The 4,890-nt window shown below is 46.3% G+C and carries 7 protein-coding genes; 3 read left to right on the top strand and 4 right to left on the bottom strand.

All coding sequences use genetic code 11. The features are described from left to right. Nucleotides 1-304 (top strand): hypothetical protein (locus tag WFM46_RS22830; protein ID WP_336998615.1); only part of this gene is annotated, 304 nt, incomplete at its 5' end. Nucleotides 305-373: 69 nt separating this feature from the next. After that, on the top strand, nt 374-1,141 hold the full coding sequence (locus tag WFM46_RS22825; protein ID WP_114388508.1) for a tyrosine-type recombinase/integrase: 768 nt from the start codon (nt 374-376) through the stop codon (nt 1,139-1,141). Between the two features lie 257 nt (nt 1,142-1,398). On the opposite strand, the gene WFM46_RS22820 is transcribed toward WFM46_RS22825, so the two are convergent. The 3 genes from WFM46_RS22820 to WFM46_RS22810 form a co-directional block, all read right to left on the bottom strand. Then, the gene (locus tag WFM46_RS22820; RefSeq protein ID WP_114388507.1) at nt 1,399-2,271 is read right to left on the bottom strand and encodes a RepB family plasmid replication initiator protein; all 873 of its coding nucleotides are present in this window, start codon (nt 2,269-2,271) and stop codon (nt 1,399-1,401) included. A gap of 522 nt (nt 2,272-2,793) precedes the next feature. Next, a complete protein-coding gene (locus WFM46_RS22815; RefSeq protein ID WP_114388506.1) occupies nt 2,794-3,033 on the bottom strand; it encodes a plasmid partition protein ParG in 240 nt (79 codons plus the stop codon). Nucleotides 3,034-3,085: 52 nt separating this feature from the next. Beyond that, nucleotides 3,086-3,703, bottom strand: coding sequence for a ParA family protein (locus WFM46_RS22810; RefSeq protein ID WP_114388505.1), 618 nt, complete (start codon nt 3,701-3,703; stop codon nt 3,086-3,088). 347 nt (nt 3,704-4,050) lie between these two features. Between WFM46_RS22810 and WFM46_RS22805 the strand changes: the two genes are divergently transcribed. Then, the gene (locus WFM46_RS22805) at nt 4,051-4,356 is read left to right on the top strand and encodes a Lar family restriction alleviation protein (RefSeq protein ID WP_114388504.1); all 306 of its coding nucleotides are present in this window, start codon (nt 4,051-4,053) and stop codon (nt 4,354-4,356) included. Nucleotides 4,357-4,394: 38 nt separating this feature from the next. Here WFM46_RS22805 and WFM46_RS22800 read toward each other — a convergent pair whose 3' ends face one another. Then, entirely contained in the window at nt 4,395-4,715 is a 321-nt protein-coding gene (locus WFM46_RS22800; protein WP_114388503.1) for a hypothetical protein, read from the bottom strand. Nucleotides 4,716-4,890: the final 175 nt, after the last annotated feature.

Genomic DNA, 4,890 nt, shown 5'->3' with positions numbered 1-4,890 from the left:
AGCGTCTCCTTCCTGCCCCCTTTCCGCTTTCTGTATTTTCAGGAAGCACTGCCTCACCGGGGGTATTTTGTCACAGAACACATCATATGGCCCTTTCCACCACCCAATCACCACATCATCCAGGGCAAAAGGATCCTTTTTGGATCCTTTTCAGATCGTCCTGCCAGACTTTCTCTTTCCTTTTTATGGTATATTTCCAGAAACAGGAAAATGTGAGATCCCGGCTCTGCGGGTTTTTTCCGTGGTTTCCGACGCCGGCGGCGGCGAAAATGGCACCAGAACTTCACCAGATTGCGCTACGTGAAAAATGACACGGTTAACGGGGGTTATCGGGCCAGATTTTGCGTAGCGCATCCTTATCGCCAGGAGCGTTATGAATCTGCCCGCTTTTGTTCATCACTCCCCTGCCCTGCAGGTGACTGCCACTTCTGCACCGTTTGACTACGGACGGGCACTGTCGCTACGGGAAATGGCCAAGCACTATACCGAGATGCCGAAGTACCTTCTGGCGCCGGAAGTGGCTGGCCTGCTGCATTACCTTCCTGACTGGAACCAGCACGCGTTCATTAACACGCTGTGGAACACCGGCGCACGCCTCAACGAAGCACTGGCACTCAGAAGAAGGGACTTTCACCTCAATGATGAGATCCCGCACGTGGTGGTCCGTACGGCTAAACAACGCCGCACAGCTGGCGGTCGCCCGAAAAAGGGAAAAAGTGCGAACCGGGTGATCCCGCTGTCAGATCCCGGATACGTGGATGAAATGCGTCGGCTGTTTGCGAGCACGCGGGAAAGATTCGAGGACGACAAGCTAACAGGTGAACGCCGGGCCATGCCGGTCTGGGGCGTTACCGACCGCACGGTGCGCAACTGGCTTGAGCGTGCCGTCGAGGCAGCAGAACGGGACGGGGTGAGATTCAGTATTCCGGTCAGCCCGCACACGTTCAGACACAGCTTCGCGATGCACCTGTTATATGGCCATGTTCATCCCAAGGTTCTCCAGGGCCTGATGGGGCACGAGAAGTTTGAGTCGACTGAGGTGTATACGAAAATTTTTGCGCTCGATGTGGCCGCCAGTCAGCAGGTCCGGTTCTCACTCGATACTCAGGATGCGCTGCAGCTCCTGCGCGGCAATCGTTAGCCTTGTTCACGTTAAAAATGGCTTAACTAACATCCAACGGAAAGCGGTCACTATCATAAATGGGCGGGAGCATTCATAACTGGCGGTTACTTTCATAACATGATCATAGATAAGGTATCGCTGCGTTCATAAAACTCGGCTCATCTGACCGGCGTAAAGCCCTCAGAATAGACTGCACTTATGAAAACGACCGCTTTTAATTGGAATATTATGAATATGACCGCCTTGTAGCGTCATTGTTATGAATGTGACCGCCTTCACGCGACGGTCAACGCGAGTCGCGGCGAGCGGTTATGAACAATGAACATGATTTCCCGACCTTTTTTGGTTTCGTTGTAATCAAGATAACCAATGCCCTTCAGATCCTTCATCGCACGTCGTATGGTTGAATTCTGGTCTTTAACCTGAGATTCCATAGCAAGCCTTTCACGTAGACGCTTCATAGAGACGTACAGCGTACCTGCTGGCATGCTTTCGAAATAGACATAGAGAGATTGAGCAGACTCCTTACGTGAGAGTGCCGAGAGTGCTTTCAGACCAAGCAGAACCTTATGATCGTAGCGATATAATTCCCAGAGGCTTGGGTCACCGACTAATTCGACCATATTAGTATCCATGTCCAGCTGGGCACGCTGCACAAGGTGGGTAACGAGGCTGCGCTTTCCATCCTGGCTACGAAACGAGAGAGTAACGCTGGACAGATTAAACAGCGCCTCACTTAACCGGTTACGGGCACGCCCATTGATGTCTGTTGGCCGGAGGCCGCACATCCTCGCAAACTCAGAGAACGGCAGACAAATTTTATCCGCAGTATATCCGTACTTGGAGAAAGCAGAAATGATGCCAATCCAGGTTTTAAAGTCAGTTGACATGCCGAGCTTTGCGCCCTGAATTTTGATGTTGGTATAGCCTTCCTGTCGAGCCACCTCCAGGCTGGATAGTTCTTCAGAAGCATCAATCAGAAAATCGCGTTTTCCCTTTTCCTTTGGCGACACAGGAGTAAACACGCTAAGACGTAACAGAGCTACAGGCTGAACTGTCTTATTACTGTTCGGAGTCAGTTCATAACTTTCTCCAGAATCTTTCTTGTTGATAGCAAAAGGACTTTGCTGCGCTTCAGAATTTTCCATTTATCCACATCCAGTGAGTAAAAGCAGCCATGATTATGATAGTAACCGCATCTAGGTTATGAAAATAACCGCCTCAGTTATGAAAGTAAACGCTACGGTCATGAAAGTAACCGCTTTTCTTATGAAAGTAACCGTCAGGATCCTATTTTTTTAATTATGGATCATATGCTTATAGAAAGGGTGATCTCTTTTGTACTTACATGATCTATATATTGATCTGAATAATTGATCTATCCGTTGGATATGTGGATAAAATTGATAGTAATCATGATGCTACAGAAGCATATGCAAGGTCGTGTTTCGAGCGTAAGTGCTACCTTAGATCCTTAAGCAATTGCGCTTCCTCGCCTGTTCGCGGGCAAACCCGGTCACAGGCTGTGGCGAGCACTACGATTGTATCCTTCGAACCGGACTCGTAGTTCTTGGTTTGTTAACTAACATTGACCATAACCCAATTTAGATAAGCGTAGACAAATAGCCCGATGAACATTTGAGTAAATGAGTTTAGGAGTAAAATCTCATTTACTCATTATCTTTTAGCCATGCATCGACAAGGTCATTCATCACGTCAGAAATCGATGCTCCTTTTCGAGCACATGCGGCTTTCAGTCTTTGATGTTTATCTTCTGGCATGTTGAAGTTCACACGCTTTTGTACAGCCGCGGGAGCTGTCGAAATGACTTTATTTAAGTCTCTGTTTTCACCGAAAGTCATCACCTTTGCAGGTGGTGGCTGATTGCGATTCTGCTTTATTAAACTCATCGAATTACTCCAATACACATTTACTCATTTGAGTTTATGTGTAAATGTGTATTTAATCAACTAACTTGAGGATTTCACCTGCCAGAACTTCTATCTCGCCTTTCGCTGCACCATCGTTGGTATCAAATACAGTTTCGCCATCAAGCACAGATTTAACGTAGCTCTGCCGCTGCGTGATTGCAGTCTTTAAGGAAGCGATACCTGTTGCAGCGATACTTTCCCGTAACACAGTGAGCATTGTTGCTTGCTCGATTTTGCGAGTAATAAGGAAACGGCATTCTACCGGTCTGTTATACGACTGTGCTTCAAGAACACTGATAACTGCACCCGAGGCAGAAAAATCAAGAGGTGACGGCGTAACCGGAATGATGACCAAGTCACTAACCATCACAGCAGCTGCAGTTATAACAGAAAGAGCGCCAGCACCATCGATGATGACATAGTCATAGTCCGCCAGTTCTTTTCTGATGGTATAGACATCTTTCTCAGATGCTGCAGTAAAAACATCGAAGTTTGCTTTTTCTGCTTTGTTCCAGTTAGCCAGGCTTTGCTGTGGATCTGTGTCGACAACTGCTACGCGATGTTTTTTTGCAATGCTGGTACTAACGTTGATTGTCACGGTAGTTTTACCGCTTCCGCCCTTAGGATTCAGAAAAGAGATAACTTTCATTTAGCGCCTCATTTTTCATTACATTTACTCTCATGAGTAAATGAGTATTTACTGTTATGAGTTTTTGAGTGCCAACCTTATCGCATCACAATGAATGTGTAAATGAATAAATGTGTTTTTACTCATTTGAGTTTTTGAGTAAACCCTATTTAAACGTTCCTGCTCGTTTTTTAGTGTTGTGACTAAGATTCTTCCCAGCGACTGGCATGGATCGCAATTAATACTGCACTGAATACATTAAGATTGTATTGTTGGCAGGACGGGCTAGAGAAAAAATTGAGTCCGCGCTCTGTAAAATTTTGGCAGACAGGTTGGTTGAAGTAACACAGCGATAGGAGAACATAATAATGTGTGGCAGTGCTGAAAAAATTCAAATTTATGGCCTTCCCGGTGACTATAGCGGGAGCTATTCGGATGACGGTTCACATTATGGTCACACCCTCAAGCCATGCCCTTTTTGCGGGGAAAAAGATAACTTGGAACTCAGCAATATCACCAGCACTGCAGTGTTTTGGATCGAGTGTTGCTGTGGGGCATCAATGAAAGGAGAATATCACGAAACGGCATCTTTGATGCGAACAGAGGCGGAAGCGCTTTCAGAGTATGAAAAGGCAATGCAATCAGTAGTTAATGATTGGAATACTCGGAAGTAATAACGAAAGCCCCGTCCAAGCGGGGCTACATCTGGATGCTATATTGGCCAATCTGGTGAAGGGGCGTCGCTGGGAAAACCACCAGAATTATCCAGGCGGCCTCTAACCTCCTGATAAATCCTCTGTTCGCCTTTTGCTAGTTCAAATAAATAATTTGCCCGCGAGACCGACATGTTGATCGCAGACAAATAGTCATAACCCCTTTCCATTAGCAAAGTTGTCGTTTCATCTACAATAGCTTTTAAGCCGTACTGATTAGCGGCCATAAGAAAATGATAAAGCTCTTTATGTGCATTAAATGCCAGACGATTAGCCATTATGCTGTCACGGACAAACTCTCCAGTACCACGTAAAGACATATGACCTCCAGCTGATAGACATACATAGTTCTCAGGGGACCAGTGTTTGGCATCACTGGGAAAAATGAATCGCCACGGGTTTAACAGACACCTCAGAGTCATTTAAGATGGCTTAAAGAGAGGTGCCCATGAGCGGTAAGCGTTATCCCGAAGAGTTTAAAATTGAAGCAGTCAA

The sequence above is a fragment of the Leclercia sp. M50 genome (assembly GCF_037150775.1).
In the GTDB taxonomy this organism is placed as follows: Bacteria; Pseudomonadota; Gammaproteobacteria; order Enterobacterales; family Enterobacteriaceae; genus Enterobacter.
Note: the sequence above shows the minus strand (reverse complement) of the source record. Positions and strands in the feature narration are given on the sequence as shown.